Below are 24,731 nucleotides of genomic sequence, written 5' to 3' on the forward strand. Positions count from 1 at the left end.
CCGTAGAGTGGAGACGTGCCCAGGATTCGAGCGGCCTCCGTGGCCGAGCACCGGACGATGCAGCGAGGCGCCCTGCTGGATGCCGCGCGCTCCCTTCTGTCCGAAGGCGGTACGGAGGCATTGACCTTCCCCGCCCTCGCCGAGCGCACGGGCTTGGCCAGGTCCTCCGTCTACGAGTACTTCCGCTCGCGCGCCGCGGTCGTCGAAGAGCTCTGCGCGGTCGACTTCCCCGTCTGGGCGGCGGAGGTCGAGGCCGCGATGGAGCGGGCGGACACGGCCGCGGGCAAGGTCGAGGCGTATGTACGCCAGCAGCTGGAGCTCGTCGGGGACCGCCGCCACCGGGCTGTCGTCGCGATCTCCGCCGGCGAACTGGACGCCGGGGCACGGGAGAAGATCCGTGCCGCGCACGGCGGGCTGATCGCCATGATCGTCGAGGCGCTGGGAGAGCTGGGCCAAGACCGGCCCCGGCTGGCGGCGATGCTGCTGCAGGGCGTCGTGGACGCCGCGGTCCGCCGTATCGAGCTCGGCTCGGCGGAGGACCCGGCGGAGATCGCCGACGCGGCGGTGTCCATGGCGCTGCGGGGCGTACGGGGCTGACCCCGTGCGGGCGCCCACTCCACAGCCCCCGATGTGACACGGCGGCGGTGAGCAGGAGCAGCACCTCATGGAGCGCGAGCCCGGTCCCCGCGACCCCAGCCCCCGCGACCGCAGGAGTCCCCACGACCGCAGGCGCGGCAAGCGCTGCCGGCGGGGCCGCTTCCACCGCCGGGATGCCGAAGACCGGGAGCAGCCGGGACGGGCCGCGGCGCAGTAGCCAGGGCGGCAGCAGCGACAGCGGATCCAGATACTCCGTGCCGCGCAGCAGACCCCAGTGCAGACAGCCCGCGGCACAGTGCGAAGGTCCCGCGGCGACCGTGGCGACCACCTGTCCGGCGCTCACCGCCGTGCCTTCCGGCAGGAGCGGACGGACCGGCTCGTACGTCGTGCGCAGCGGCGGCCCACCCGTACCGGTGAGGACGATGGAGAGCACTCCGCGGCCCGCGACCAGGCCCGCGAACGAGACCCGGCCTGGTGCCGCGGCCCGTACCGGGGTGCCCGGCGGAGCGGCCAGATCAACTCCGCGGTGCCCCGGCCCGTACGCGGATGCCGGCGGCTCCCAGCTCCGTACGACCGAGGGGCGAGGCGGTCCCACCGGCCAGCCGCGGTCGCGGTCGGCGGCCGGGGCCGCGCCCGCGCCCGCGATGAGCAGGGCCGAGGCGAGCACCGCGACGAGCGGTCTGCGATTCATGAGGCGGTGGATGAGGCGGTCCATGAGGCGGTGAATGAAGTGGTCCATGACGCGGTCCTTGACGCGGTACATGGCACAGACCGTCCCGCGGAACACCGCCACCGCGCTGATCATGGTCCGAATCTGTGGAGTACTGACGGGTTGTGGACAGCGCCGTCACCCGGCACCGCGCGGGTCCCGTACACTTCTCATGGCGATCCGGGTCACCGGGTCGACTTCGCACGCCCCGCCACCACACCTTCTTCAGGTCGGTGGCCGCGCTCCTCGGTCCCTTGTGGCACGGCGCGTCGGGGCGTCAGGACATAACCGAGAATCCAAGGAGATACGGCCATGGCCGTCGTCACGATGCGGGAGCTGCTGGAAAGCGGCGTCCACTTCGGTCACCAGACCCGTCGTTGGAACCCGAAGATGAAGCGATTCATCTTCACGGAGCGCAACGGCATCTACATCATCGACCTGCTCCAGTCGCTGTCGTACATCGACCGCGCCTACGAGTTCGTCAAGGAGACCGTCGCCCACGGCGGCTCCATCATGTTCGTCGGCACCAAGAAGCAGGCCCAGGAGGCCATCGCCGAGCAGGCGACGCGCGTTGGTATGCCGTACGTCAACCAGCGTTGGCTGGGCGGCATGCTCACCAACTTCTCCACCGTCTACAAGCGCCTTCAGCGTCTGAAGGAGCTCGAGCAGATCGACTTCGAGGATGTGGCCGCGTCCGGCCTCACCAAGAAGGAGCTCCTGGTCCTCTCCCGCGAGAAGGCCAAGCTGGAGAAGACCCTCGGTGGTATCCGCGAGATGTCCAAGGTGCCCAGCGCCGTCTGGATCGTGGACACCAAGAAGGAGCACATCGCCGTCGGTGAGGCGCGCAAGCTCAAGATTCCGGTCGTCGCGATCCTCGACACCAACTGCGACCCCGACGAGGTCGACTACAAGATCCCGGGCAACGACGACGCGATCCGCTCCGTCACCCTGCTCACCCGCGTGATCGCCGACGCCGTCGCTGAGGGCCTCATCGCCCGTTCCGGCGTCGCCACCGGTGACTCCAAGCCGGGCGAGAAGGCCGCCGGCGAGCCCCTCGCCGAGTGGGAGCGCGACCTTCTCGAGGGCGAGAAGAAGGCGGACTCCGACGAGGCTGCCGAGGCTCCGGCGGCTGCCGAGGCCGAGGCCGCTGCTGAGGCCCCTGCCGCCGAGGCCGCTGCTGAGGCTCCGGCCGCCGCCGAGGCCGAGGCTGCTGCTGAGGCCCCTGCCGCCGAGGCCCCGGCCGCGGACGCCGAGCAGGCCTGACCTCACAGGTTCGGTAGTTGACGGCGGGGGACGGTGCCACACGCACCGGCCCCCGCCGCTCACCCGTAGATCTTCGACTTTCGACTTTCGAGAGAGATTCAAGGACATGGCGAACTACACCGCCGCTGACGTCAAGAAGCTCCGCGAGCTCACCGGCGCCGGCATGATGGACTGCAAGAAGGCCCTGGACGAGGCCGACGGCAACGTCGACAAGGCCGTCGAGCTTCTCCGCGTCAAGGGCCAGAAGGGCGTCGCCAAGCGCGAGGGCCGCAACGCCGAGAACGGCGCCGTCGTCTCCCTCATCTCCGAGGACAAGACCTCCGGCGTTCTGCTCGAGCTGAAGTGCGAGACGGACTTCGTCGCCAAGGGTGACAAGTTCCAGGCCGTCGCCAACACGCTCGCCGAGCACGTGGCGCAGACCTCCCCGGGCGACCTCGAGGCGCTGCTCGCCTCCGAGATCGAGGCCGGCAAGACCGTCCAGGCGTACGTCGACGAGGCCAACGCCAACCTTGGCGAGAAGATCGTCCTCGACCGCTTCGCGCAGTTCTCCGGCGGCTACGTGGGTGTGTACATGCACCGCACCATGCCCGACCTCCCGCCGCAGGTCGGCGTCCTGGTCGAGCTGGACAAGGAAAACGCCGAGATCGCCAAGGACGTCGCGCAGCACATCGCCGCCTTCGCGCCGAAGTACCTCACCCGCGACGAGGTTCCGGCCGACGTCGTCGAGAACGAGCGCCGCGTCGCCGAGGCCACCTCGCGCGAGGAGGGCAAGCCCGAGGCCGCCCTTCCGAAGATCGTCGAGGGTCGCGTCAACGGTTTCTTCAAGGAGGTCACCCTCCTCGACCAGCCGTTCGCCAAGGACAACAAGAAGTCCGTCCAGAAGGTTCTGGACGAGGCCGGTGTCACGCTGAAGCGCTTCTCGCGCATCCGCGTCGGCGCCTGAGCCGTACGCGATCGACCCGGGAGCCCGCTAGGGTTTCCCACGCAGTCATCGGCCGCGTAGGCGCCGGACGACCGCAGATCTGACGAGGAGGCCATTGCCGACAGGGACACCAGCACCCACCGGCAATGGCCTTCTTCGTATGTGCACGAGGAGATCTCCATGAACAAGGGCTCGGACGCCAACCAGGCTGCCGACGACAAGAGCGACGACCTGTACGGCAAGAAGATCGGACGCTTCATGCTGAAGCTGTCCGGTGAGGCATTTGCCGGCGGCGGAGCGCTCGGCGTCGACCCCGACGTCGTACACGCCATGGCGCGCGAGATCGCGGCGGTCGTCCGTGACGGCGCGGAGATCGCGGTCGTCATCGGCGGCGGTAACTTCTTCCGTGGGGCCGAGCTCCAGCAGCGGGGCATGGACCGGGCCCGTTCCGACTACATGGGCATGCTCGGTACGGTGATGAACTGCCTCGCTCTCCAGGACTTCCTGGAGAAGGAGGGCATCGACTCGCGCGTCCAGACCGCCATCACCATGGGCCAGGTCGCGGAGCCCTACATCCCGCTGCGCGCCGTGCGCCACCTGGAGAAGGGCCGCGTCGTCATCTTCGGCGCCGGTATGGGCATGCCGTACTTCTCCACCGACACCACTGCCGCCCAGCGAGCCCTGGAGATCGACGCCGAGGCCCTGCTGATGGGCAAGAACGGCGTCGACGGGGTCTACGACTCGGACCCCAAGACCAACCCCGACGCGGTGAAGTTCGACGCGCTGGAGTACGGCGAGGTGCTCTCCCGCAACCTCAAGGTCGCCGACGCCACCGCCATCACACTCTGCCGCGACAACAACCTCCCGATCCTCGTCTTCGAACTGCTCACCGAAGGCAATATCGCTCGCGCCGTCAAGGGTGAGAAGATCGGCACACTCGTGAGCGACCAGGGCACCCGCGCCTGACTCGGGGGAGTCCCTCGAGGGATGGACAAAGCCCTGCCGGTCGGACACCGTGCAGGGGAACGCGACGCAGGTTCCGCCGGCCCTGTTGCACGCCGGGCCTACTCAAGACACGCAGGAGCAAGTGGTGATCGAAGAGACCCTCCTCGAGGCCGAGGAGAAGATGGAGAAGGCCGTCCTGGTCGCCAAGGATGACTTCGCCGCGATCCGCACCGGACGTGCGCACCCGGCGATGTTCAACAAGATCGTGGCGGACTACTACGGTGCGCTGACCCCGATCAACCAGCTGGCGTCGTTCTCGGTTCCCGAGGCGCGGATGGCCGTGGTGACCCCGTTCGACAAGACCGCGCTGCGCAATATCGAGCAGGCGATCCGCGACTCCGACCTCGGCGTCAACCCGAGCAACGACGGCAATATCATCCGGGTGGTGTTCCCGGAGCTCACGCAGGACCGCCGCAAGGAGTACATCAAGGTCGCCAAGACCAAGGCCGAGGACTCCAAGATCTCGATCCGCTCCGTCCGCCGCAAGGCAAAGGAGACGATCGACAAGCTGATCAAGGACGGCGAGGTCGGCGAGGACGAGGGCCGCCGCGCGGAGAAGGAGCTCGACGACACCACCGCGAAGTACGTGGCGCAGGTGGACGAGCTGCTCAAGCACAAGGAAGCCGAGCTGCTCGAGGTCTGATGAACGACTCTTCCTGGGGGGCCCCGCCGAGAGCCGGTTACTGGGGGCCGCCCGACCAGGGGCCTGCCCCGGCGGGTCCTGCATACGATGAGCATGACGCACAGCAGACTCGGCCCATGCCCATCGTGCCGGACTTTCCCGACGCAGGTAGAGACGCCGAAGACGGCGACGACCGCAATGACCGCGACCTCGGGGCTGCTCGGCGGAGTGGCTCCCCGTCCCGTGATGAGATTCCGCAGGAGCCCATGCCCACCCCGCCGCCGGCGGCCCCCGAGCCGCCGCAGAAGAAGCGGGCCGGCCGTGATCTACGGGCGGCCATAGGAGTAGGCGTCGGGCTCGGCGCGGTGATCGTCGCGTCACTCTTCATCGTCAAGGCTGTGTTCGTCGGCGTGATAGCGGTCGCCGTCGTGGTCGGACTGTGGGAACTGACGTCGCGGCTCGAGGAGCGCAAGCAGATCAAGGCACCGCTGGTGCCCCTCGGGGTCGGCGGCGCGGCCATGATCGTGGCCGGCTATGTGCGCGGCGCGGAGGGCGCATGGGTCGCCATGGCCCTCACGGCACTCGCGGTGCTGGTCTGGCGGATGACCGAGCCGCCCGAGGGCTATCTGAAAGACGTCACGGCAGGCGTCTTCGCCGCGTTCTACGTGCCCTTCCTGGCGACGTTCGTCGCGATGATGCTCGCCGCGGACGACGGGCCGCAGCGGGTGCTCACCTTCCTGGTGCTGACGGTGGTCAGCGACACGGGGGCGTACGCCGTCGGCTGGCGCTTCGGCAAGCACAAGCTCGCGCCGCGCATCAGCCCAGGGAAGACCCGCGAAGGCCTGCTCGGCGCGGTGGCCTTCGCCATGGCGGCGGGCGCGCTGCTCATGGAGTTCGTGATCGACGACGGCGCCTGGTGGCAGGGGTTGCTGCTGGGCTTCGCGGTCGCGGCCAGCGCCACGCTCGGTGACCTGGGCGAGTCGATGATCAAGCGAGACCTGGGCATCAAGGACATGGGCACGCTGCTGCCGGGCCACGGCGGCATCATGGACCGACTGGACTCGCTGCTGCCGACGGCCCCGGTCGTCTGGCTGCTCATGGTGATCTTTGTAGGAAGCGGCTGACCTGCGCGTTCGTATGTGAGGCGTTGTTGAGGGGTTCGTTGTCCACAGGGCGGCGGGCCCCTCTTCGTATCTCTGCGACACTGACGGACGCGCGCCCGGTGCACGACGATCGGTGCTGTGCCCGTGCCCTCAGCCTGCGACGGTTTCCCGTTCACAGCACTCCGAGGTCGGTGTCAGGCCGGCAGTACGGGCACGCCGTGATGCCGTCTGTAAGCGCGCGGAGTGCCTGCTCGCGGGTCAGCTGCTTCGTGGGGTTGCCGGCCATGCGGCAGTCGCTGGTGTGTACCGCGTCCGGGGTGGGTTTGTCGCCTGCTCGCAGCATCGACAGCTTCCACTCCGGCTCGGGCGGCGGCAGTGTGCGTGCCGTACGGGCGGCGGCTGCCTCCTGGTGCTCCAGCTCCGCGATGGATTCGTCAGTGCGGCGCAGCTGCCATGCGAGCCACTGGCGGACGCTGCGCAGGCGCTCCAGGCGAGGCACTTCTTCGGACACGTGTTCGAGTCTAGGCCCCCGGAGCTCCGGTTCGGCAGGGAGGCCGCAGCGGGGGAGAGGTTCGCCATCCCGCGTCGGCGGCTCCAGCGGTATCGCTCGCGCTTCCCTTTGGCTTGCTGGCCAGCCAGAACGCGCCCCGGGCTGGGCCGTCTGTGGGCCGTCCGAGGGTGCCCGGCAGTGACCGGCAACGACCGTCAGTGCCCACCCCGGGCGTCAACGGCCGCAGGTCACGAGATTCGGTCTGCGACACTGATAGGACCATGCCCAAGCCCGGAGAACTTACTTTCGTCGCGCCCCGCGGAGCCAAGAAGCCCCCGCGGCATCTCGCCGACCTCACGCCCGCCGAGCGCAAGGACGCCGTCGCCGCGATCGGCGAGAAGCCGTTCCGCGCCAGGCAGCTCTCGCAGCACTACTTCGCGCGGTACGCCCACGACCCGGCCGAGTGGACCGACATCCCCGCCGCCGCGCGCGAGAAGCTCGCCTCGGAGCTGCTGCCCGACCTGATGTCCGTCGTGCGGCATATCTCGTGCGACGACGACACCACCCGCAAGACCCTGTGGAGGCTGCACGACGGCACGCTCGTCGAGTCCGTGCTGATGCGCTACCCGGACCGGGTGACGATGTGCATCTCGTCGCAGGCCGGCTGCGGGATGAACTGCCCCTTCTGCGCGACCGGTCAAGCCGGTCTCGACCGGAATCTGTCGACCGCCGAGATCGTGCACCAGATCGTCGACGGCATGCGCGCCCTGCGCGACGGCGAGGTGCCCGGCGGACCGGCACGGCTTTCCAACATCGTCTTCATGGGGATGGGAGAGCCGCTCGCCAACTACAAGCGGGTCGTCGGCTCCGTCCGCCGCCTCACCGACCCCGAGCCGGACGGCCTCGGTCTCTCGCAGCGCGGGATCACCGTCTCCACCGTCGGCCTGGTACCCGCGATGCATCGCTTCGCCGACGAGGGCTTCAAGTGCCGTCTCGCCGTCTCGCTGCACGCGCCGGACGACGAGCTGCGCGACACCCTGGTCCCGGTCAATACGCGCTGGAAGGTCCGGGAGGTGCTGGACGCCGCCTGGGAGTACGCGGAGAAGTCGGGCCGCCGGATCTCCATCGAGTACGCGCTCATCCGCGATATCAACGACCAGGCGTGGCGGGGTGATCTGCTGGGCCGACTGCTCAAGGGCAAGCGGGTCCACGTGAATCTGATCCCGCTCAACCCGACGCCGGGATCGAAGTGGACGGCCTCGCGGCCCGAGGACGAGAAGGCCTTCGTGGAGGCCATCGCGGCGCACGGGGTGCCGGTCACCGTCCGCGACACCCGTGGTCAGGAGATCGACGGAGCGTGTGGGCAGCTGGCCGCTTCGGAGCGTTAGCGTCCGTGTAACCTGGCTTGAAACATCTACATATTCCGACAGGGGAGCGCCACAGCGCTGAGAGTGCGACGCGGGCTTGGTACATCGAGCCCAGTGGTCGCAGACCCTCTGAACCTTGCCCAGGTCATTCTGGGTAGGAAGTTCGGTCATTACTCACAAGCTGTTGCGCCCTGCCCGGATTCCTTTCGAGGGAGCCGGGCAGGGCCGCGTCTCTTCCTGGTCAACCCCAGGAGGAATTTCAGTGAGCACCACCAAGAAGATCACGGTCACCGCGCTGGCCGCGGCGCTGGGCGTCACGACTCTCGCGGCCTGCGGCGGCGAGTCCAAGGACTCCTCGACCTCGGACGGCGCTTCGAAGCCGAAGACCGTGACGCTCGTCAGCCACGACTCGTTCGCCGCCTCCCCCTCCGTGCTGAAGGCGTTCACCAAGGAGACCGGTTACACGGTCAAGGTGCTCAAGAGCGGTGACGCGGGCGCGGCGCTCAACAAGGAGATCCTCACCAAGGGCTCCCCGCAGGGCGATGTCTTCTTCGGCGTCGACAACACCCTGCTCTCGCGCGCTCTCGACAACGGTCTGTTCACGCCGTACGAGGCAAAGGGCCTGAGCCAGGTGACCGACGAGGTGCAGCTGGACAAGGACAAGCACCGGGTCACACCCGTCGACACCGGCGACATCTGCGTCAACTACGACAAGAAGTACTTCGCCGACAAGAAGCTGGCGCCGCCGCAGTCGTTCGACGACCTGGCCAAGCCCGCGTACAAGAACCTCCTGGTGACGGAGAACGTCGCGACCTCCTCGCCCGGCCTCGGCTTCCTCCTCGGCTCGGTCGGCAAGTACGGCGAGGACGGCTGGCAGGACTACTGGAAGAAGCTCAAGGAGAACGGCGTCAAGGTCGTCGACGGCTGGGAGCAGGCGTACAACGAGGAGTTCTCCGGCTCCGCCGGCGGCAAGAAGGCCAAGGCCGACCGACCGCTCGTCGTCTCGTACGCCTCCAGCCCGCCGGCCGAGGTGCTCTTCTCCGAGCCGCAGCCGGCCGAGGCACCCACCGGGGTCGCGACCGGAACCTGCTTCCGCCAGACCGAGTTCGCGGGTCTCCTCAAGGGCGCGAAGAACGAGGCGGGCGGCAAGGCGCTGCTGGACTTCCTGGTCTCCAAGAAGTTCCAGGAGGACATGCCGCTGAACATGTTCGTCAACCCCGTTGTCAAGGGCGCGAAGCTGCCCGAGGTGTTCACCAAGTTCGGCGCGGTGGCCGACAAGCCCGAGACCGTCGCTCCCGACACGATTGCCAAGAATCGTGAGCAGTGGGTCCGGTCATGGTCCTCGCTCGTACTGAAGTAACGAAGTCGGTCCGCGGGAATGCGGCGCGGCTGGGGCTGATGGCCGGGCCCGTCGTGTTCTTCGCGGTCTTCTTCGCCTATCCGGTCGTCGCCATCGTCGGCCGGGGCCTCGAGATCGACGGGGTCTGGCAGTTCGGGCGAATCGGTGAGGTGCTGAGTCGCCCCGACATTCTGCGGGTGCTGTGGTTCACCACTTGGCAGGCGCTCGCCTCCACGGTGCTCACACTGCTGATAGCCCTGCCGGGCGCGTATGTCTTCGCCCGTTTCGACTTTCCCGCAAAGCGGCTGCTGCGGGCGGTGGTCACCGTCCCGTTCGTGCTGCCGACCGTCGTTGTCGGGACGGCCTTCCTGGCGTTGCTCGGGCGCGGCGGGCTGCTCGACGAGCTGTGGGGCGTGCGGCTGGACACCACGGTGTGGGCGATTCTGCTCGCGCACGTCTTCTTCAACTACGCGGTGGTCGTACGGACCGTGGGTGGTCTGTGGTCGCAGCTCGACCCGCGCCAGGAGGAGGCCGCCCGGGTGCTGGGCGCCGGGCGGTTCGCGGCCTGGCGGAGGGTGACGCTGCCGGCCCTCGGGCCCGCCGTGGCCGCCGCCGCGCTCATGGTCTTCCTCTTCACCTTCACCTCCTTCGGCGTTGTACAGATCCTCGGCGGACCGACGTTCTCCACAGTCGAGGTCGAGATTTATCGACAAACGGCTCAGCTGCTGGATCTCTCCACCGCGGCCGTGCTGACGCTGGTGCAGTTCGCCGCGGTGGGCGCGGTGCTCGCCGTACACGCGTGGACGGTGCGACGGCGGGAGACCGCGCTGAAACTGGTGGACCCGGCACAGACCGCGCGGCGGCCGCGCGGCGCCGGGCAGTGGGCGCTGCTCGGCGGGGTGCTGGCCACGATTCTGCTGCTGGTCCTGGCGCCGCTCGGAGTGCTGGTCGAACGTTCCCTCGACGGGCCCGGCGGCTACGGCTTCGACTACTACCGGGCGCTGACCGCGCTGGACGCGAGCGGCGGAACCTTCCTCGTACCGCCGATCGACGCGGTGTGGAACTCCTTGCGGTACGCGCTGGTCGCGACCGTCATCGCGCTGGCCGTCGGCGGTCTCGCGGCGGCGGCGCTGACCCGGAAGGCCGGCCGGCTGCTGCGCGGCTTCGACGCGCTGCTCATGCTGCCGCTCGGCGTCTCCGCCGTGACCGTCGGCTTCGGCTTCCTCATCACCCTCGACAAGCCGCCGCTGGATCTGCGGGCATCCTGGATTCTGGTGCCGCTCGCCCAGGCGCTGGTCGGCGTCCCCTTCGTCGTGCGGATGATGCTGCCGGTCCTGCGAGCGGTGGACGGGCGGCTGCGCGAGGCGGCGGCGGTGCTGGGCGCATCGCCGCTGCGGGTGTGGCGGGAGGTCGATTTGCCGCTGGTGCGGCGGGCGCTGCTCATCGCCGCCGGATTCGCCTTCGCCATCTCGCTCGGCGAGTTCGGTGCGACGGTCTTCATCGCACGGCCCGACAATCCGACGCTGCCGGTGGCCGTGGCGCGACTTCTCGGCCGGCCCGGCGAGCTCAACTACGGGCAGGCGATGGCGCTGAGCACCATCTTGATGGTGGTGTGCGCGGTGGCGCTGCTGGTACTCGAACGAATCCGTACCGACCGATCGTCCGGGGAGTTCTGATGGCTTTGCTGCGGCTGGAGGACGTGACCGTACGGTTCGGGGCACGCGCGGCGCTCGACGCGGTGGATCTCGAGGTCGCCGAGCACGAGATCGTCTGTGTGCTGGGGCCGAGCGGCAGTGGGAAATCCACTCTGCTGCGGATCGTCGCCGGGCTGCAAGCAGCCGACGGCGGACGGGTGTTGCTGTCAGGTGCGGACCAGGCCGGCGTTCCGGTGCACCGACGCGGGGTGGGCCTGATGTTCCAGGATCATCAGCTCTTCCCGCAGCGCGACGTCGGCGGCAATGTCGCCTTCGGGCTGCGGATGCACGGCACAGGACGGAACGAACAGGCCCGCCGCGTCGGCGAGTTGCTGGAGCTGGTCGGGCTGCCGGCGGCGCAGCGGCGGGCCGTCGCCTCGCTGTCCGGCGGCGAGCAGCAGCGGGTGGCGCTGGCCAGGGCGCTGGCGCCGCAGCCCCGGCTGCTGATGCTGGACGAGCCGCTGGGGCAGCTGGACCGGGGGCTGCGGGAACGGCTGGTCGTCGAACTGCGGGGACTGTTCGGGCGCTTGGGTACGACGGTGCTCGCCGTCACTCATGACCAGGGCGAGGCATTCGCGCTCGCCGACCGTGTCGTCGTCATGCGGGACGGCAGGATCGCCCAGGCGGGCACGCCGCTCGACGTCTGGCAGCGGCCCGCGTCCGAGTTCGTCGCGCGCTTCCTCGGCTTCGACAACGTCGTGGCGGCGACGGTGAGCGGCGCGGCCGCGGACACGGTGTGGGGCAAGGTGCCGGTGCCGGAGGACGCGCCGCAGGGCGCCCGGCAGGTGCTGGTGCGACCGGCGGGTGTCCGACTGGTCCCGCCGGCGGAGGGGCTGCGCTGCACGGTGCAGGCGCGTACGTTCCGGGGCAACCACGTCGCCGTACAGCTGCGACCCGACGAGGGGCCGCCGCTGGAGGCGGAGTGCTCCCTGCGGGATGCCCCGGAGGAGGGTGCGACGGTGGGCGTCGTCTTCGCCGCCGAGGATGTGGTGGTGCTGGCCCCGGCCGGCTGATTCGGTCGCCGCCGCCCTGACTGCGCCCCGGACCGGCTGCCCGGACCGGCTCTGCCCCGACGGTTGTCCTGACCGCTGTCCTGGTCGCTCGCGCAGGCCGCGGCGATCGCGGGGCTGTCCTCGTACACGCGATACGCGCCGGGTAATGGACGGCCCCCTAGCGGGCAGGGGCGAGCTCCTCAGGACGTGGCTCCGGCGACCCCGGATCCGATTCCTCCCCCGGCTTCGTGCCGTGCGCCTCCGGCGCGCCGAACCAGGCCACCGCGACCGCGCCCGCCACCGCCAGTACGAAGCCGAGGATCGCCATCCAGGCGAAGCCGGCAAGTGAGGAGTCGCCCAGCCACAGCACGCCGATCATGCCCGGCAGTACGGTCTCGCCGACGACCAGCGCGGCCGTGGCGCCGTTCACCGAACCGATCTGCAGCGCGACGGTGTGCAGATACATGCCGCCGATACCCGCCACGAGAATCGCGTACAGCGCCGGGTCCGAGAGCAGGGCGCCCAGGTCGAAGGGGTCGACGCCGTTCAGTACCCGTACGCCGACGCCGAGCGCGCCGAAGCCGAGGCCCGAGAGCAGGCCCGCGAGGATCGCGGCGCGCGCGCCCAGAAGACGTACGACAACGGTGCCGCCGGCCATCAGCAGCAACGAGATCGCCAGCAGCCACCAGTGGGTGGCGATCGGGGTGTGGCCGCTTCCCTCCGGACCCGCGGCCGTGGCCAGCAGCACCAGGGCGGAGCAGACAACGGCGATGGACGTCCACTCGGCGCGGGCCAGCCGGATGCCCAGCAGTCTGACGCTCAGCACCGCCGTGATCACCAGATTGGCGCTGATGACGGTCTGGGAGAGGAAGAGCGGAAGCAGGCGCGCGGCGAGTGCGCCGAGGCCGAACCCGACGAAGTCCAGGATGGTGCCGACGATGAACTCCCAGGTCATCGCGGCCTTGGCGGTCGAGGAGAGGCTCGGTCCGCCGTGCTGGGTGACTCCGGCCTCGGCCGCCTCGCGCCGGGCGGACTTGCGGGAGCCCACGGCTTGAAGCACCGACCCCGTGCCGTAACAGATCGAGGCCGCGACAGCGGTCAGTAGGCCGATCAGCACCAGGGGCTCCGTTCACGTGGGGTCAGTCCAACTCCGGCTGGATTACCAGACGTGTCTTCGGCCTCTGAAGTTGCTTCTTGCGGTCTACTCGCCGCTGGTCAGCAGCTTCAACGCCGCCGGAGCCTCGTCGACGGAGTCGACAAGCGCGATACGGGACTCCATCGAGCGGCCCGCCGCGAGGGACTGGAGCAGCGGCCAGGTGGGCAGCCGCTCCGTCCAGTGCGCGCGGTCGACGAGGACCATCGGGGTGGGTTCGCCGCGGGACTCGTAGTAGTTCGGGGTCGCGTTGTCGAAGATCTCCTGGACCGTGCCGGCGGCGCCGGGCAGGAAGATCACGCCCGCGTTGGAGCGGGCGAGGAGGCCGTCTTCGCGGGTCGCGTTGGCGAAGTACTTGGCGATGTGTTCGGCGAAGGCATTCGGCGGCTCGTGGCCGTAGAACCAGGTGGGGATGCCGACCGAGTCGCCGCCTCCGGGCCAGCGGTCGCGCACCTCGAAGGCGGCGGCGGCCCAGTCGGAGATCGACGGCGTGAACGAGGGGGCCTTGGCGAGGAGTTCGAGCGCCTCGGCGAGCATCTCGTCGGGGTGCGCAGCGGCGTACGCACCGAGGTTCGCGGCCTCCATGGCACCGGGGCCGCCGCCGGTCGCGACGGTGAACCCGGCACGGGCCAGGGCCTGACCGAGGCGGGCGGCACCGGCGTAGGCGTCCGTGCCGCGGGCCATCGCGTGGCCGCCCATCATGCCCACGACGCGGGCGTCGACGAGGAGTTCGTCCAGGGCGTCGGAGATCGCGTCGTCGTGGATGGAGCGAAGCATCGAGGCGAAGATGTCGCCGTCGGCCTTCGTCTCCTGGAACCAGGCGTAGGCACGTGCGTCCGGGGTGGCGGCGTAACCGCCGGTGGTGAGGCCTTCGAAGAGTTCGCCGGGGGAGTAGAGGAGCCCGCGGTACGGGTCGAAGGGCAGGTCCGGGAGGGGCGGGAAGACGAGCGCGCCGTCGGCACGGACCTTGGCGGCGGCGTCGGGCCGCATGGGGCAGCCCAGGAACATGGCGCCGGTCGTGGCGGTGGAGAGCAGGGCCGAAGTGCGGTCGGTGAGGTCGACGGACTGGACGCGGTGTCCGACGAGGGAGCCGCGGGTGACGACGTCGTCGAACTCGTCGAGGGACTCGATCTCCCGGTCGCTGTGGTGCCGGTCTCCAGTGGCCATGCGGACACGATAGGCGCTGTGGCCGGGGGCCCGTGGGGGCGGGGGTGGGCCGGGCAGGTGTTCCCCCACCCCGCCCCCGCTCCCGCTTCGACACGCGAGGCTCCCCGCCCCCGTACGCCCCGCAGTGCGAAGAAGCCGAGGCCGGCCCCGTCGTCCTCAGGCCGAGAAAGGAAGCACCGCCAGGGCCGCGACCCCCCACGTCAGTGGGGCGAAGACCGCCAGCAGGGTTGCCGCGCGGATGGCCGTCGCGTTGCGGAGGGTTGCCGTGGGAGTGCCGAGGCGGCGGAGTGACTTCGTCGTGTCGGCGCGAGCCTGTTTGGCCTCCAGGGCCGCGGTGATCAGCGTCGCCGTCGTGCACGTCATCACCAGGACCGCGCCCAGGCCGGTCAGCGGCCCGAAGGGGTGCGGGCCCGTGTCCTGGAGGGCCGAGGCCGCGATCGCTGCCGACGCCACCGCGCACACCACGCCCAGCGGGCGGCCGATGCGGCCGGACTCCTCCATCAGGACGCGGCCGGCCAGCAGACGGGTCGCACCGGGGCGGACGGACTGGAGGACGCGGCCGCAGAAGCGGGTGATGCCCGGGCCCGCCAGGGCGAGGCCCAGCGCGGTGAGCGCCCAGCCGACGAGAACGCCCGACGAGCTGCCGTCGAACTGGCCCGGGAGAGGGAGCGGCGAGCGGGGCGTGCCGCGGCTCGCGTACGTCTCGACGGCCAGGCCCGCCGCGATCAGCGCGACGCCCCACGGCAGACCTGTCGGCGCGGGGGACGGGGCGTCCGGCGCCTCGGGCTCGGCACCCGGCTTGACACGCCGCGGCCGCAGCGCCACCGCCGCGGCCGCCGTGGACGCCAGCGGCACCAGTGCGAGCAACGTCAGCGCGGCCGCCAGCGGCAGCGGCCGGCCCGCGGCGAGCGGCTCGGCCCCCGCGCCGTCGAACGGAAGGCCCGTCAGATCGCCCCGCAGATGGAGGAAGAGCAGCAGGGCGACGGCGCTGCCGAGCGTTCCGGCGACGGCGGTGGAGACCGCCGCCAGTACACCGAGGCGGGCGGGACCTAGACCGACCGCGGAGAGGCCGGCCCGCGGGCGCGTGCTCGGGTCCGTACGGGCCACCGCCACCGCGAAGTGCACCGTCGCGGCCAGTGGGATCAGGCACCAGAGCAGGCGCAGTCCTGAGCCGGAGTCCGTGGGGTGGGCCAGCGCGTATGACAGCGTGCACAGCAGCAGGAAGCCCACGCCCGCCGATGCCGCTGCCACCATCAGCCGGCGCAGCAGGACCAGCGGGTGCGTGCCGCGGGCTAGACGGAAAGCGAGCACTCGGCTCTGCCTTCCGCGTCGGCGGTCGCGAGCGAGTTCACGCGCCGGCCGTCGACGAGCGTGAGCGAACGGTCCGCGAGCATCGCCAACTCCTCGTCGTGTGTGGCCAGTACGACGGTGATCCGGTGGGAGCGGGCCGCGGCCGTCAACGTACGCAGCACCTGCGCCCGGTCCGCGCGGTGCAGCGTCGCCGTCGGCTCGTCCGCGAAGATCACCGACGGCGTGGCGACCAGCGCCCGCGCGACGGCGACCCGCTGGCGCTGCGCCTGGAGCAGCGCATGCGGCCGCAGACGGGCGCACGCACCGATGTCGAGCCGGTCCAGCCACTCCATGGCGGTGGTCTTCGCGCCACGGCGCGAGGAGCCGCGGAGCAGCAACGGCAGCGCGGCGTTCTCCCAGGCGTTCAGCTCCGGGACGAGCGTGGCCTCGGGGTCGATCCAGCCGAATCGGTCGCGCCGCAGCCGTTCGCGCTGGAGCGGGCTCATCGTGTGCACGGGGGAGCTGTTGAACCACACCTCGCCCTGTTGCGGGACGAGCTGGCCGGACAGACAGCGCAGCAGCGTGGTCTTGCCGCTGCCGCGCGGGCCGCACACGGCGAGGATCTCGCCGTCCCGTACGCCCAGCGAGACGCCGACGAGCGCGGGGGAGCTCCTGTGGGAGTGGCGCAGGGAACGCGCCCAGAGCACATCGTTGTCCGGCGGGGCCACCATGACGTACACCTCGGTTCTGATCAGATTTCCCTTCCCCCGTACGGGGGAACGAAGACAGGGCCGATCGGTCACTCGGCACGCTAAGGATTCAGAACCGGGGTGTCGGGAAGCACGCGGCCCGGGCGCACCCCATCTCACTCGGACGGCCGAATGATTGGCGGCCGAGTGGGAGTCGGGTGCCCCGGGCCGTACGAGGCCGGTGAGGGGGCCGGTGAGGCTAGAGCTTCGTCCAGGCCTCCGTGAGGACGCTGCGCAGAATGCCCTCGATCTCGTCGAACGTCTGCTGGTTGGAGATCAGCGGCGGCGCCAGCTGGACGACCGGGTCGCCACGGTCGTCGGCGCGGCAGTACAGGCCGTTGTCGTAGAGCGCCTTCGAGAGGAAGCCGTAGAGCACCCGCTCGGTCTCCTCGTCGGTGAAGGTCTCCTTGGTGACCTTGTCCTTCACCAGCTCGATTCCGTAGAAGAAGCCGTTGCCGCGGACGTCGCCGACGATCGGCAGGTCGTGCAGCTTCTGCAGCGTGGAGAGGAACGCGCCCTCGTTGTCGAGGACGTGCTGGTTGAGGCCTTCCTTCTCGAAGATGTCGAGGTTCGCCAGGCCCACCGCCGCGGAGACCGGGTGGCCGCCGAAGGTGTAGCCGTGCAGGAAGGTGTTGTCGCCCTTGTAGAAAGGCTCGGCGAGGCGGTCGGAGATGATGCACGCGCCGATCGGGGAGTAGCCCGAGGTCATGCCCTTGGCGCAGGTGATCATGTCCGGTACGTAGCCGAACTTGTCGCAGGCGAACATCGTGCCGAGACGGCCGAAGGCGCAGATGACCTCGTCCGACACGAGCAGCACGTCGTACTCGTCGCAGATCTCGCGGACGCGCTGGAAGTACCCGGGCGGCGGCGGGAAGCAGCCGCCGGCGTTCTGGACCGGCTCGAGGAAGACCGCCGCGACGGTCTCGGGGCCCTCGAACAGAATCTGCTGCTCGATCTGGTCGGCGGCCCAGCGGCCGAAGGCCTCGGGGTCGTCGCCGTGGATCGGCGCACGGTAGATGTTGGTGTTCGGCACCTTGCGCGCGCCGGGAACCAGCGGCTCGAAGGGGGCCTTGAGGGCCGGCAGGCCGGTGATGGAGAGGGCGCCCTGCGGGGTGCCGTGGTAGGCGACCGCGCGCGAGATGACCTTGTACTTGGTGTGCTTGCCCTGCAGCTTGAAGTACTGCTTGGCGAGCTTCCAGGCGGTCTCGACCGCCTCGCCGCCACCGGTGGTGAAGAAGACCTTGTTGAGGTCGCCGGGGGCGTGCTGTGCCAGCCGCTCGGCCAGCTCGACCGCCTTGGGATGGGCGTACGACCACACGGGGAAGAAGGCGAGCTCTTGAGCCTGCTTGTACGCGGCCTCGGCGAGCTCGTGCCGGCCGTGGCCGGCGTTGACCACGAAGAGACCGGAGAGGCCGTCGAGGTAGCGCTTGCCCTTGTCGTCGTAGATGTAGGTGCCCTCGCCACGCACGATGGTGGGCACGGGTGCGTTCTCGTACGACGACATGCGGGTGAAGTGCATCCACAAGTGGTCGTAGGCGGTCTTGGAGAGGTCCTTGCTCACGGCTATCGGGTTCCCCACATATAGGTCTGCTTCTTCAGCTTGAGATAGACGAAGCTCTCGGTGGAGCGCACGCCGGGGAGCGCGCGGATCCGCTTGTTGATCACTTCGAGCAGGTGGTCGTCGTCCTCGCAGACGATCTCCACCATCAGGTCGAAGGAGCCCGCGGTCATGACCACGTACTCGCATTCGGCCATGGCGGTCAGCGCGTCCGCGATCGGGTCGACGTCGCCCTCGACCGTGATGCCGACCATCGCCTGCCGTCGCAGACCCACGGTGAGCGGGTCGGTGACGGCGACGATCTGCATCACGCCCTGGTCGAGCAGCTTCTGGACGCGCTGACGCACGGCCGCTTCGGAGAGGCCGACGGCCTTCCCTATAGCGGCATACGGGCGGCGCCCGTCCTCCTGGAGTTGCTCGATGATCGCGAGGGAGACGGCGTCGATCGTCGGGGACGATCCGTTCCCGTTCCTGGACTCTGCGCTACGACTGGCCACGGGCTCACTTTGGCACCGCGTCCGTCTGTCTGGCAAGCCCTCGGCGATGAAATTCGTTGTTCAAGCGTCCGAATCTAACTGAATCCGAAGTTGGGGAGGGTCGGGTCTGTCGAAAGCGTCGGCTGAACGACTAGGGTTGGTGGTCTCACCCATCGGACATCTGACAGGAGGGGTGGCAACAGTGACCACCGAGCTGCGTCGTCTGCGCAACTACATCAACGGGGAGTTCCGGGACGCTGCCGACGGGCGGACGATCGAGGTCATCAACCCGGCCACGGGTGACGTGTACGCAACGTCTCCGCTCTCCGGGCAGGCCGATGTCGATGCCGCCATGGACGCTGCCGCGGCCGCCTTCCCCGCCTGGCGCGACACCACCCCGGCCGAGCGCCAGAAGGTACTGCTGAAGATCGCGGATGCCTTCGAGGAGCGGGCCGAGGACCTGATCGCGGCCGAGTCGGAGAACACGGGCAAGCCGCTGGAGCTGACCCGTACCGAAGAGATCCCGCCCATGGTGGACCAGATCCGCTTCTTCGCGGGCGCGGCGCGGATGCTCGAGGGTCGCTCGGCCGGCGAGTACATGGAGGGCTTCACCTCCATCGTCCGGCGTGAGCCGGTCGGCGTCTGCGCGCAGGTCGCGCCGTGGAACTACCCGATGATGATGGCCGTCTGGAAGTTCGCGCCGGCACTGGCGGCGGGCAACGCCGTCGTCATCAAGCCGTCCGACACGACGCCCGCGTCGACCGTGCTGATCGCCGAGATCATCGGCTCGATCGTGCCCAAGGGCGTCTTCAACGTCATCTGCGGCGACCGGGAGACCGGACGCGCCATGGTCGAGCACCCGACCCCGGCGATGGCCTCCATCACCGGTTCCGTACGGGCGGGCATGCAGGTCGCCGCGTCCGCGGCCAAGGACGTCAAGCGCGTTCACCTGGAGCTGGGCGGCAAGGCGCCGGTCGTCGTCTTCGAGGACACCGACATCCCCAAGGCCGTCGAGGACATCGCGGTGGCGGGCTACTTCAACGCCGGTCAGGACTGCACGGCCGCGACGCGTGTCCTGGTGCACGAGTCGATCCACGACGAGTTCGTGTCGGCGCTGGCGAAGGCCGCCGCCGACACCAAGACGGGCGCGGCGGACGACACCGATGTGCTGTACGGCCCGCTCAACAATGCCAACCAGCTGGCGCAGGTGTCCGGCTTCATCGACCGGCTGCCGGCGCACGCCAAGGTCGAGGCGGGCGGTCACCGGGTCGGCGACAAGGGCTACTTCTACGCCGCGACCGTCGTCTCCGGCCTGAAGCAGGACGACGAGATCATCCAGAACGAGGTCTTCGGCCCGGTCATCACCGTCCAGTCCTTCACGGACGAGGCGCAGGCGCTGGAGTGGGCGAACGGCGTGGAGTTCGCGCTGGCCTCTTCGGTGTGGACCAAGGACCATGCCCGGGCGATGCGGATGTCCAAGGCGATGGACTTCGGCTGTGTGTGGATCAACACCCACATCCCGCTGGTCGCGGAGATGCCGCACGGCGGCTTCAAGAAGTCGGGCTACGGCAAGGACCTGTCGGCCTACGGCTTCGACGACTACACGCGCATCAAGCACGTGATGACGTCGCTCGACGGCTGACATCTGCTGCTGCGCGGCGGCAGCTCCAGCGCCGCGGCGCAATGAGTACGGGGCGCGGGACACTTCCCGCGCCCCGTACTCATGCCGTCCCGTGCTGCCTTCTTATGCCGTCGGTGTGCGGTGCAGTGCCAGCAGCAGGCGCCAGACCTGGGCCGTCATGACCTCGGGAGTCGCGTCGATCAGGCCGTGGAGCCAGTCAGCCAGGACACCCGCGAAGGTGGCCGCCACCGCGGAGGCGATCAGGTCGGGCGCAGGTGCGCCGGCCAACTCCCTTTCTCTGCGGCTGCGTTCGCGCAGTTCACGGTGGAGCAGATCGCCCAGTGGGCCGCTGCCGCCCTCGCGCAGCAGGGTCCGGTAGAGCGGTGCGTGTGGCGTGAGGCCGGTGAAGAAAGCCGTCAGCGCGGGTGGCGGAGCGGCTGGGTCCGGAGTGCCGCGCCAGGCGTGGAGGGCCTCCACCGCCTCCCGTACGACCTCCGCGCACGCGTCGACCGCGAGCGCCTGCAGATCCGTGTAGTGCAGATAGAACGTGGCCCGGCCCAGACCCGCCCTGCGCACCAGCGCCGCGACGCTGACCTCTTCGAGCGGGCGCTCGGCGCACTCTTCGAGCAGTGCCGCACGCAGCCTGGCGCGGGTGCGCTCCGCCCGCGGATCGCCGGTCGCCGCGCTCATCCGGCCACCAGGACTGCGGCCAGTGCGAGGGCGCCCGGGAGTGCCTGCGCCACCAGGATGCGGCGGTTCGCGGTGATGCCGCCGTAGACACCGGCGATGACCACGCAGCTCAGGAAGAAGACCTGTACCCGGTATCCCGTTGGGTCCGCGGCTGTCAGGCCCCAGACCAGGCCGGCGGCGAGGAAGCCGTTGTACAGGCCCTGGTTCGCGGCGAGCGGGGCGGTCGCGCGGGCCATCTCCGCGTCGAATCCGGAGAGTTCGCGGCCCGGCTTGCGCTGCCACAGGAACATCTCCAGAACCAGGATGTATGCGTGGAGCGCGGCCACCAGGCCGACCAGGACATGGGCGGTTGTGTTCATGAGCGACTCTTCCCGTGACTTCGTGACTTCGTGACTTCGTGACTTCGTGACTTCGCGGGTCTAGTTTTATGTACAGGTGTCCAGTAAGTATAGACACATGTCCAAGATCGACAGGGTGTCGGGCAGGGCTCGTACGGATCGACGCAGCGTCCATTGCCGCGGCCGCACACCGCCCGGCATCCTGCGAACGTGCCCGCGATCCGGATGAACCCCATGTCAAGGCGGTCCCTGCTGCTCGGCCTCGCCGCCGGCGCCGCACTCACCGGCTGCGGGGTGCCCGCGGCGTACGTACAGCCCGGGGACCGTGCCGGGCGCGATGTCTCGCAGCGGGACGGAAGCGTCGACTTCGCCAACTGGCCGCTCTACATCGACACCGACGACGAGGACACCTCCAAGCGGCCCACCCTGGACTCCTTCACCGAGCGCACCGGGATCTCGGTCCGCTACACCGAGGAGATCAACGACAACGACGAGTTCTTCGGCAAGGTCAGCCCCGCGCTGATGAACCACCAGGAGACCGGCCGCGACCTGATCGTCGTCAGCGACTGGATGGCGGCCCGGTTCGTACGGCTCGGCTGGGTGCAGGAGATGGACCGGAAGAAGCAGCCCAATGTCGCCAAGTACCTTGATCCGCAGCTGCGTTCGCCGGCCTTCGACCAGGGCAGGCTGCACAGCGTCCCCTGGCAGTCGGGGATCACCGGCATCGCGTACAACCGCAAGAAGCTCGGCCGCGAGATCAGGCACACCAGTGATCTGTGGACGGACGATCTGAGTGGCCGGGTCACGCTCCTCTCCGGGCTCGACGAATCCTTCGCCCTGCTGATGCAGGGCAACGGCGTCGACATCACCCGCTGGAGCGCGGACGACTTCCACGAGATCTGTGAGCAGGTGGAGAAGCTCGTGAAGCGGAAACACATCAGGCGCTTCACCGGCAACGACTACATCAAGGACCTCTCCACCGGGGACGTACTGGCCTGTCAGGCGTACTCCGGCGATGTCATCCAGCTCCAGGCGGACAACCCGGACATCGAGTTCGTGGTGCCGGAGGAGGGCGCGGAGCTGTGGGCGGAAAGTCTGATGATCCCCAACCTCGCCCGGCACAAGCGCAACGCCGAGGCGCTCGTCGACCACTACTACGAGCCGGAGGTCGCCGCGGAGCTCGCGGCCTGGGTCAACTACGTCTGCCCGGTGCCGGCCGCCCGCGACGTACTGGCCTCGTCGAAGGACGAGGAGACAGCCGCGCTCGCAGAGGACTCTCTGATCTTTCCGGACGACGCGATGCGCAAGCGCCTCGCGATCGCGCGCGACATTACTTCCGAGGAGCGCCCGCTCTTCGCGAAGCAGTGGAATGCGATCGTCGGGCTGTAGCAGACTCGCGATCATGAGCGATGATCACGTGAACTCCGCGGTGACGTACGGTCTGTTCGCCGCCTGGCTGCTGCACGACGCCGAAGAGCTGGCGGCCGGTCCGCGCTGGATACGTGAGAACGCGCCCGTACTGCGCAAACGCTTCCCGGGCGTTCCCGAGCGTATATGGCGTGCCATGGAGACCGTCGACGAGCGCGAATTCGCCGTCGCCGTCGGGGTGATGGGCGCGATTGTCGCCTCTGCCGCCGTCTCGGGCCGGCGCTCCCATGGCCGGTCCGCCTTCTATCAGGGAGCCCTGAACGGTTTCGGGCTGCACGGCCTTGTCCATCTCGCCCAGGCCGCCGCGGTACGCGGCTACACCCCGGGCTCGGCGACCTCGCCGCTGATCGTGGTGCCGTTCACGCTCTGGGCGCGTGGCCGGCTGCGGCGCGCGGGTGTGCTCCGGCCCGCGCGGGCGCGCGACGCGGCGGCCGGTCTGGCGCTGGCCGCGGGCGCCACGATCGTCTCGCACGCGATCGCCCGCAGAGTCACCGGGGGCCGGTAAAAGGCGCGTAAATCCGGGCGTGCGCTGCGGATATGGGCGAGCGAAGAGCCCTCTTGCGGCGTACGCCCATGGTTGGCCGTCTTCATGCTCCGGTTCTACGGCTTGCGGCCCACCGCGCCGAACTGCGCCACCTGAGGCGTCTCGTCCTCGGTCCCCGGATCGTGGCGCCAGCGGGCGCACGACACGATGCCCGGCTCAAGGACCTCCAGACCGTCGAGGAACGAGGCGAACTCCGCGCGGCTGCGGGCCGTGATCGGCGGCGTGGCGTTCTCGTTCCAGAACCGCATCGCCGCGGCATTGCCCTCGCCGCCCAGCTCCAGCGTCGGATGGGTGAGCACCAGATGGCTGCCGGACGGTACGGCGTCCATCAGCTGCCGCACGATCGACCGGGCCTTGCCGGTGTCCAGTACGAAGTTCAGGATGCCCAGCATCATCACTGCCACCGGCTGTCCCAGATCCAGCATCGGCTCGACGGCGCGGAGGATCCGGTCCGGGTGGTGGGCGTCCGCGTCGATGTACTCGGTCGCGCCCTCCGGGGAACTGGTGAGCAGAGCGCGCGCGTGCGCCAGCACGATCGGATCGTTGTCGACGTAGACGATCCGCGCGTCGGGGGCGATCTGCTGCGCCACCTCATGGGTGTTCTCGACCGTGGGCAGGCCGGTGCCGATGTCCAGGAACTGCCGTATGCCCGCCTCGCCGGCCAGGTAGCGCACGGAGCGGCCGAGGAACGCGCGGTCCGCGCGTGCCACCTCGCCGATGCTCGGGTACATCCCGGTGACCTGGTCGCCCACCGCGCGGTCGACCGCGTAGTTGTCCTTGCCGCCCAGCCAGTGGTTCCAGACTCTGGCATTGTGCGCTACGTCGGTGCGGATCCTGTCGGTCACGTGTCGCTCCTCGGCCGGCTGCGGGGGGGTCCATCATGCCGGACGGATCAAGGTCCTTTACCGGCGGGTGAGTTGAGCCGTGGGGAGAGTACGCGGTGCAGCGCGTCCACGCGATTGGTGGTGATCGAGTCCACGCCGTACCGGACGAGGCGGCGCATCGTGCGGCGGGTGTCGGCCGTCCAGGCGGAGACCAGCATCCCGTCCCGGTGGAGACGGTCCGTCAACTCCTCGCCGATCAGGCCGAAACGGTAGTTGAGCCAGCGCGGTCTCACGGTGTCGAGCAGCGCCGGGCGCGGCGGGGCCAGCGTCGTCCAGGTCATCGCGATCTCGGCCGACGGATCTGCGGCGCGGACCGCGAGCATGGTGGTGGGGCCCGCGCAGTAGTACACCCGCTCGTCCGCCTCGCATTCGTGGACGGTGGAGACCACCGTCCGTACCGACTCCTCCGAGGCCCCGGGCAGGTCGATCATCACGCGGTGGTCGTCGCCGACCGCGAGCAGCGCCTCGCGCAGGGTCGGTACTCCGCCGTCGGTCAGCTCGCGCAGTTCCTTCGCCGTGAGATCCGCAAGTTGCCGGTCGCGCCCCCACAGGCGATTCAGCGAGTCGTCGTGCAGCAGCACGGGCACGCCGTCACGGGTGAGACGTGCATCGATCTCCACCGCGTCCGCGCCCCGCCCGATGGCCGAGCGGAGCGAGGGCAGGGTGTTCTCACGGACGCGGTAGGGATCACCGCGATGGCCCACCACACTGACAGCGCGCATGGGGCCAT

At 69.5% G+C, this 24,731-nt stretch carries 25 protein-coding genes and 1 pseudogene; 14 read left to right on the top strand and 12 right to left on the bottom strand.

Annotation, left to right across the window (positions count from 1 at the left end; translation table 11 throughout):
* The first annotated feature begins 39 nt into the window (after window positions 1–39).
* The gene (locus tag OG966_RS29215) at window positions 40–597 is read left to right on the top strand and encodes a TetR/AcrR family transcriptional regulator (protein ID WP_326655414.1); all 558 of its coding nucleotides are present in this window, start codon (window positions 40–42) and stop codon (window positions 595–597) included.
* Between the two features lie 67 nt (window positions 598–664).
* Window positions 665–814 (top strand): hypothetical protein, encoded by a 150-nt coding sequence (locus OG966_RS29220; RefSeq protein ID WP_326652902.1) that lies wholly within the window; start codon window positions 665–667, stop codon window positions 812–814.
* A 33-nt stretch (window positions 815–847) separates the two neighbouring features.
* Here OG966_RS29220 and OG966_RS40935 read toward each other — a convergent pair.
* Window positions 848–1,402 (bottom strand): annotated as a pseudogene (locus OG966_RS40935) (M23 family metallopeptidase); the annotation flags it as partial.
* A 216-nt stretch (window positions 1,403–1,618) separates the two neighbouring features.
* Between OG966_RS40935 and rpsB the strand changes: the two are divergent.
* The 5 genes from rpsB (at window position 1,619) to OG966_RS29250 (ending at window position 6,242) form a co-directional block, all read left to right on the top strand.
* Complete coding sequence (gene rpsB, locus OG966_RS29230; RefSeq protein ID WP_326652903.1) at window positions 1,619–2,569, top strand: 30S ribosomal protein S2; 951 nt, start codon at window positions 1,619–1,621, stop codon at window positions 2,567–2,569.
* Window positions 2,570–2,675: 106 nt separating this feature from the next.
* Complete coding sequence (gene tsf, locus OG966_RS29235) at window positions 2,676–3,512, top strand: translation elongation factor Ts (RefSeq protein WP_326652904.1); 837 nt, start codon at window positions 2,676–2,678, stop codon at window positions 3,510–3,512.
* A 159-nt stretch (window positions 3,513–3,671) separates the two neighbouring features.
* Window positions 3,672–4,457, top strand: a complete 786-nt coding sequence (gene pyrH / locus OG966_RS29240) for a UMP kinase (RefSeq protein WP_326652906.1) — start codon at window positions 3,672–3,674, stop codon at window positions 4,455–4,457.
* Window positions 4,458–4,581: 124 nt separating this feature from the next.
* Window positions 4,582–5,139, top strand: coding sequence for a ribosome recycling factor (frr, locus tag OG966_RS29245; protein ID WP_326652908.1), 558 nt, complete (start codon window positions 4,582–4,584; stop codon window positions 5,137–5,139).
* Window positions 5,139–6,242 carry a phosphatidate cytidylyltransferase gene (locus tag OG966_RS29250; RefSeq protein ID WP_326652909.1) on the top strand — a complete coding sequence of 368 codons (1,104 nt, stop codon included), beginning with the start codon at window positions 5,139–5,141 and terminating at the stop codon, window positions 6,240–6,242. Before frr ends, OG966_RS29250 begins: the two co-directional genes overlap by 1 nt.
* Before the next feature lie 151 nt (window positions 6,243–6,393).
* On the opposite strand, the gene OG966_RS29255 is transcribed toward OG966_RS29250, so the two are convergent.
* A complete protein-coding gene (locus OG966_RS29255; RefSeq protein WP_326652910.1) occupies window positions 6,394–6,732 on the bottom strand; it encodes a DUF6233 domain-containing protein in 339 nt (112 codons plus the stop codon).
* 260 nt (window positions 6,733–6,992) lie between these two features.
* Here OG966_RS29255 and rlmN point away from each other — a divergent pair, with 260 nt between their 5' ends.
* From rlmN to OG966_RS29275, 4 genes are all read left to right on the top strand, one after another.
* A complete protein-coding gene (rlmN, locus tag OG966_RS29260) occupies window positions 6,993–8,099 on the top strand; it encodes a 23S rRNA (adenine(2503)-C(2))-methyltransferase RlmN (RefSeq protein ID WP_326652911.1) in 1,107 nt (368 codons plus the stop codon).
* Between the two features lie 241 nt (window positions 8,100–8,340).
* Window positions 8,341–9,438: a thiamine ABC transporter substrate-binding protein gene (locus OG966_RS29265; RefSeq protein ID WP_326652912.1), complete on the top strand. Its 1,098-nt coding sequence runs from the start codon at window positions 8,341–8,343 to the stop codon at window positions 9,436–9,438.
* A gap of 38 nt (window positions 9,439–9,476) precedes the next feature.
* Window positions 9,477–11,093, top strand: coding sequence for an ABC transporter permease (locus OG966_RS29270; RefSeq protein WP_326652913.1), 1,617 nt, complete (start codon window positions 9,477–9,479; stop codon window positions 11,091–11,093).
* On the top strand, window positions 11,093–12,124 hold the full coding sequence (locus tag OG966_RS29275; RefSeq protein WP_442806767.1) for an ABC transporter ATP-binding protein: 1,032 nt from the start codon (window positions 11,093–11,095) through the stop codon (window positions 12,122–12,124). Before OG966_RS29270 ends, OG966_RS29275 begins: the two co-directional genes overlap by 1 nt.
* A 157-nt stretch (window positions 12,125–12,281) precedes the next feature.
* Here the strand turns inward: OG966_RS29275 and OG966_RS29280 are convergent, their stop codons facing one another.
* From OG966_RS29280 to OG966_RS29305, 6 genes are all read right to left on the bottom strand, one after another.
* A complete protein-coding gene (locus OG966_RS29280) occupies window positions 12,282–13,220 on the bottom strand; it encodes a hypothetical protein (RefSeq protein ID WP_326652914.1) in 939 nt (312 codons plus the stop codon).
* A gap of 84 nt (window positions 13,221–13,304) precedes the next feature.
* On the bottom strand, window positions 13,305–14,423 hold the full coding sequence (locus OG966_RS29285) for an LOG family protein (protein WP_326652915.1): 1,119 nt from the start codon (window positions 14,421–14,423) through the stop codon (window positions 13,305–13,307).
* 156 nt (window positions 14,424–14,579) lie between these two features.
* Window positions 14,580–15,734, bottom strand: a complete 1,155-nt coding sequence (locus OG966_RS29290) for a hypothetical protein (protein ID WP_326652917.1) — start codon at window positions 15,732–15,734, stop codon at window positions 14,580–14,582.
* Complete coding sequence (locus tag OG966_RS29295; protein ID WP_326652918.1) at window positions 15,716–16,444, bottom strand: ABC transporter ATP-binding protein; 729 nt, start codon at window positions 16,442–16,444, stop codon at window positions 15,716–15,718. Before OG966_RS29295 ends, OG966_RS29290 begins: the two co-directional genes overlap by 19 nt.
* Before the next feature lie 217 nt (window positions 16,445–16,661).
* Window positions 16,662–18,041, bottom strand: coding sequence for an aspartate aminotransferase family protein (locus tag OG966_RS29300; RefSeq protein ID WP_326652919.1), 1,380 nt, complete (start codon window positions 18,039–18,041; stop codon window positions 16,662–16,664).
* Window positions 18,026–18,517, bottom strand: coding sequence for an Lrp/AsnC family transcriptional regulator (locus OG966_RS29305; protein ID WP_326652921.1), 492 nt, complete (start codon window positions 18,515–18,517; stop codon window positions 18,026–18,028). Before OG966_RS29305 ends, OG966_RS29300 begins: the two co-directional genes overlap by 16 nt.
* A gap of 181 nt (window positions 18,518–18,698) precedes the next feature.
* Here OG966_RS29305 and OG966_RS29310 point away from each other — a divergent pair, with 181 nt between their 5' ends.
* On the top strand, window positions 18,699–20,138 hold the full coding sequence (locus OG966_RS29310; protein WP_326655416.1) for a gamma-aminobutyraldehyde dehydrogenase: 1,440 nt from the start codon (window positions 18,699–18,701) through the stop codon (window positions 20,136–20,138).
* Between the two features lie 102 nt (window positions 20,139–20,240).
* On the opposite strand, the gene OG966_RS29315 is transcribed toward OG966_RS29310, so the two are convergent.
* Entirely contained in the window at window positions 20,241–20,807 is a 567-nt protein-coding gene (locus tag OG966_RS29315; RefSeq protein ID WP_326652922.1) for a TetR/AcrR family transcriptional regulator, read from the bottom strand.
* Complete coding sequence (locus OG966_RS29320) at window positions 20,804–21,166, bottom strand: DUF1304 domain-containing protein (protein ID WP_326652923.1); 363 nt, start codon at window positions 21,164–21,166, stop codon at window positions 20,804–20,806. The genes OG966_RS29315 and OG966_RS29320 overlap by 4 nt, the downstream gene beginning before the upstream one ends.
* 213 nt (window positions 21,167–21,379) lie before the next feature.
* On the opposite strand from OG966_RS29320, the gene OG966_RS29325 reads away from it, so the two are divergent.
* Together OG966_RS29325 and OG966_RS29330 are read left to right on the top strand one after the other, a co-directional pair.
* A complete protein-coding gene (locus tag OG966_RS29325) occupies window positions 21,380–22,534 on the top strand; it encodes a polyamine ABC transporter substrate-binding protein (protein WP_326652924.1) in 1,155 nt (384 codons plus the stop codon).
* 13 nt (window positions 22,535–22,547) lie between these two features.
* Window positions 22,548–23,078 carry an HXXEE domain-containing protein gene (locus OG966_RS29330; RefSeq protein WP_326652925.1) on the top strand — a complete coding sequence of 177 codons (531 nt, stop codon included), beginning with the start codon at window positions 22,548–22,550 and terminating at the stop codon, window positions 23,076–23,078.
* Between the two features lie 95 nt (window positions 23,079–23,173).
* Here OG966_RS29330 and OG966_RS29335 read toward each other — a convergent pair whose 3' ends face one another.
* The gene (locus tag OG966_RS29335) at window positions 23,174–23,962 is read right to left on the bottom strand and encodes an SAM-dependent methyltransferase (protein WP_326652926.1); all 789 of its coding nucleotides are present in this window, start codon (window positions 23,960–23,962) and stop codon (window positions 23,174–23,176) included.
* A gap of 47 nt (window positions 23,963–24,009) precedes the next feature.
* The gene (locus OG966_RS29340; RefSeq protein ID WP_326652927.1) at window positions 24,010–24,723 is read right to left on the bottom strand and encodes a glycerophosphodiester phosphodiesterase; all 714 of its coding nucleotides are present in this window, start codon (window positions 24,721–24,723) and stop codon (window positions 24,010–24,012) included.
* Window positions 24,724–24,731 lie beyond the last annotated feature (8 nt).

The sequence above is a fragment of the Streptomyces sp. NBC_01750 genome (genome assembly GCF_035918095.1).
Lineage (GTDB): Bacteria > Actinomycetota > Actinomycetes > Streptomycetales > Streptomycetaceae > Streptomyces.

Excerpts from the sequence above, each read along its gene's own strand:
- OG966_RS29330 (WP_326652925.1), top strand. The coding sequence starts at position 22,548 with ATGAGCGATGATCACGTGAACTCCGCGGTGACGTACGGTCTGTTCGCC.
- OG966_RS29270 (WP_326652913.1), top strand. The coding sequence starts at position 9,477 with ATGGCCGGGCCCGTCGTGTTCTTCGCGGTCTTCTTCGCCTATCCGGTC.
- tsf (WP_326652904.1), top strand. The coding sequence starts at position 2,676 with ATGGCGAACTACACCGCCGCTGACGTCAAGAAGCTCCGCGAGCTCACC.
- pyrH (WP_326652906.1), top strand. The coding sequence starts at position 3,672 with ATGAACAAGGGCTCGGACGCCAACCAGGCTGCCGACGACAAGAGCGAC.
- OG966_RS29295 (WP_326652918.1), bottom strand. The coding sequence starts at position 16,444 with ATGGTGGCCCCGCCGGACAACGATGTGCTCTGGGCGCGTTCCCTGCGC.
- OG966_RS29285 (WP_326652915.1), bottom strand. The coding sequence starts at position 14,423 with ATGGCCACTGGAGACCGGCACCACAGCGACCGGGAGATCGAGTCCCTC.
- OG966_RS29275 (WP_442806767.1), top strand. The coding sequence starts at position 11,093 with ATGGCTTTGCTGCGGCTGGAGGACGTGACCGTACGGTTCGGGGCACGC.
- OG966_RS29315 (WP_326652922.1), bottom strand. The coding sequence starts at position 20,807 with ATGAGCGCGGCGACCGGCGATCCGCGGGCGGAGCGCACCCGCGCCAGG.
- rpsB (WP_326652903.1), top strand. The coding sequence starts at position 1,619 with ATGGCCGTCGTCACGATGCGGGAGCTGCTGGAAAGCGGCGTCCACTTC.
- OG966_RS29320 (WP_326652923.1), bottom strand. The coding sequence starts at position 21,166 with ATGAACACAACCGCCCATGTCCTGGTCGGCCTGGTGGCCGCGCTCCAC.
- OG966_RS29325 (WP_326652924.1), top strand. The coding sequence starts at position 21,380 with ATGTCAAGGCGGTCCCTGCTGCTCGGCCTCGCCGCCGGCGCCGCACTC.
- rlmN (WP_326652911.1), top strand. The coding sequence starts at position 6,993 with ATGCCCAAGCCCGGAGAACTTACTTTCGTCGCGCCCCGCGGAGCCAAG.
- OG966_RS29250 (WP_326652909.1), top strand. The coding sequence starts at position 5,139 with ATGAACGACTCTTCCTGGGGGGCCCCGCCGAGAGCCGGTTACTGGGGG.
- OG966_RS29340 (WP_326652927.1), bottom strand. The coding sequence starts at position 24,723 with ATGCGCGCTGTCAGTGTGGTGGGCCATCGCGGTGATCCCTACCGCGTC.
- OG966_RS29220 (WP_326652902.1), top strand. The coding sequence starts at position 665 with ATGGAGCGCGAGCCCGGTCCCCGCGACCCCAGCCCCCGCGACCGCAGG.